The sequence below is a fragment of the Micromonospora sp. S-DT3-3-22 genome, from assembly GCF_015354745.1.
In the GTDB taxonomy this organism is placed as follows: domain Bacteria; phylum Actinomycetota; class Actinomycetes; order Mycobacteriales; family Micromonosporaceae; genus Micromonospora; species Micromonospora wenchangensis.
Genome location: NZ_JACGMO010000253.1, coordinates 1 through 2562, shown reverse-complemented (window position 1 = coordinate 2562; position 2562 = coordinate 1). Strand labels below are relative to the sequence as shown.

At 71.3% G+C, this 2562-nt stretch carries 2 protein-coding genes and 1 pseudogene; 1 reads left to right on the top strand and 2 read right to left on the bottom strand.

What is annotated here, in order from left to right:
* Positions 1-498 precede the first annotated feature (498 nt).
* A pseudogene (locus H1A17_RS33910) lies at positions 499-1216 on the top strand (IS6 family transposase); the annotation flags it as partial.
* 200 nt (positions 1217-1416) lie between these two features.
* Here H1A17_RS33910 and H1A17_RS33905 read toward each other — a convergent pair.
* Positions 1417-2211 (bottom strand): response regulator transcription factor, encoded by a 795-nt coding sequence (locus H1A17_RS33905; RefSeq protein ID WP_194823801.1) that lies wholly within the window; start codon positions 2209-2211, stop codon positions 1417-1419.
* A partial coding sequence (locus tag H1A17_RS33900; RefSeq protein ID WP_194823800.1) for a hypothetical protein occupies positions 2208-2562 on the bottom strand: 355 nt, incomplete at its 5' end. The genes H1A17_RS33905 and H1A17_RS33900, both read right to left, overlap by 4 nt.

The following is a 2562-nucleotide window of genomic DNA, read 5'->3' as shown; positions in this document are numbered from 1 at the left end:
CGGCATCACCGATCTTGACCTGCCGGGGAGGCGTGAGGGAGGGGTACATCGCAGACCGAACCTTTCGTGCTGTGGTGCCCCGACCCCACCACATGCCGCTACGGCATGTGCAACAACCCCATCCAGGCACCACCGGAGCCAGGCCCCTAGCTGCCGCCGGGACCGATCAAGAACAAACGAACCATCCGGGAACACAGAGTCACCACCGGCGGCCAGATAGCTCCCCGCCAAGTGGCCGCCGCTGGGGAATTTCCCAAACTGACGGGACTGGCCGCACTGTTTCAGCCCGCTCGGATCGCTGTAGGTAATGGCGGACCGTTGGTGTAGCCGTAGCCGGTCCAGGACTGCGGGTTCTGCTGGTCGAAGACCGGGTCGACGGAGACGAACCGGCCGATGCCATGTGCTTCGCCAACGCCGGGAAAGCGTCAGGGGCGCTGTTGCGTTGAGCGATCGGGTGTCGTGGTGTCACGTGGCCAGGTGATCAGGCACAGTTGATCGGTGAGGTCGTCAGCCCGGTCGCGTTCGTGGTCTGCGCCTTCGTCGGCGTTCTCGGGGTTCCGGTTTCCGCCGGAGGTGATCGTGGTGGCGGTGCGCTGGTACCTGCGCTACAACCTGTCCCACCGCGACGTCGAGGAGCTGCTCGCCGAACGCGGCATCGAGGTCGATCACGTCATGGTCTACCGGTGGGTGCAGCGGTTCACCCCGCTGCTGGCCGACGCGGCCCGGTTTACCCGCCACGCTCCGGGTGACCGCTGGTTCGTCGACGAGACGTATGTCAAGGTCAGCGGCGTCTGGCGGTACGTGTACCGGGCCATCGATCAGTACGGGCAGGTCATCGACGTGCTGGTATCCGCCCGCCGTGACGCTGCCGCGGCCCGCAGGTTCTTCACCCGGGCACTGAAGGTGTTGAAGACGGTGCCGGTCGAGGTGGTGACCGACGCCGCCGCCGTCTACCCGGCCGTGCTCGCCGACCTGATCCCGGCAGCCTGGCATCACGTCGAGCGATATGCGAACAACCCGGTCGAAGCCGATCACAGCCGACTCAAACACCGACTCCGGCCAATACGCGGGCTAACGGACCGACCGGACCGCCCCGACCGTGATCGCCGGACACGCCTTCGTCCAGAATCTTCGCCGCGGACACTACGAGATCGCCACCGACACCCCAGCCCGGCAACGCCCGGCCGCCGCGTTCAACGAGCTCGCCCAGGCGATCTCACTCCCACCGCTCTACCCAGGCGGAACGCGTCTCCCGATCGGACAACACAACAGCGCCGGGGATCCTGCTTCGTGGAGCCGCCGCGCCAGCCTCGCCGCAGGAACGCACCAGAGAGCCGATCTCCGACAGCCGTGCGTGACTCAGGGAGTCGACGGGGCGGTAGGGGCCGGGTGCGGCATGGCCGACCGGCCGGACCTTCATCCGAGCAGCCGGCCCTTCGATGGTGGAGACCCGTGGCGCCCCGACGATTCCAGGGCCTGCTGCTCGCGTACTCCCGGGCGGATCAGCCCGCCCTCGTACGCCGCGATCGTCGCCTGTACCCGGTCGCGCACGCCCAGCTTGCCCAGGACGACCGCCACGTGGTCCTTGACCGTCGACGCGCTGATGCCCAGGACCGCCGCGATCTCGGCGTTGGACAGCCCGCGTGCCACCTGGTGCAGCACCTGCGTCTCGCGCGGGGTCAGCCCGCCGAGGCGTGCGGCGTCCTCGGGCCCGGGCCCGGTCGCGAACCGGTCGATGAGCCGGTGGGTGACACCCGGGTCGAGCATCGCGTCCCCGGCGGCGACGACCCGGACGGCGTCGACGACCCGCTGCGGCTCCGCGTCCTTGAGCAGGAACCCGGCCGCTCCGGCCCGTAGCGCCGCGAACACGTACTCGTCGAGGCCGAACGTCGTCAGCATGACGATCCGGGTCGCCGGATGCCGCTGCCCGATCGCGGCGGCCGCCGCGATCCCGTCGGCGCAGGTCGGCCGGCCCGAGGGCGGGCCCTCCGGGCGGAGCCCCCGAACCGGCGGACCCGGGGTGGGGGGCCGGCGGGCTGGCATGCGTACGTCCAGGACGGCGACGTCGGGAGTGGTCGACGCGACGAGCGCGACGGCCGAGTCACCGTCGTGGGCCTGGCCGACGACCGCGATGTCCGGCTCTGCGTCGAGGATCGCGGCGATGCCGGCGCGCACCGTGGCCTCGTCGTCGGCGACGATGACCCGGATCATCGCAGCGCCTCCGGCAACCAGACGCGGACCGTGGTGCGGTCGGTGTCGACCGCCACCGAACCGCTGGCGGCGTCCGTCGAATCCCGCAGCGACCGCAGCACCTCCGCACCGACGGGCGGGCAGCGGCGTACCTCCAGGCCGATGCCGCTGGCGCCGTATGTCACCGTGGCCACCGCGCCGTCGGCGATGAGCGCCGCGCCCGCCCGGTGCGCGGCCACCTCCAGGGGCGCGGGCAGGGACCGTGGCTCGCCGACGAACCGCAGCGCCGACCGGCGGCGCGCCGCCAGGTCGGACAGGGCGGCGACGGCGGGCGGCGGGTCGGGCCGGTCCTGGGGCAGCCCGTGCAGCAGC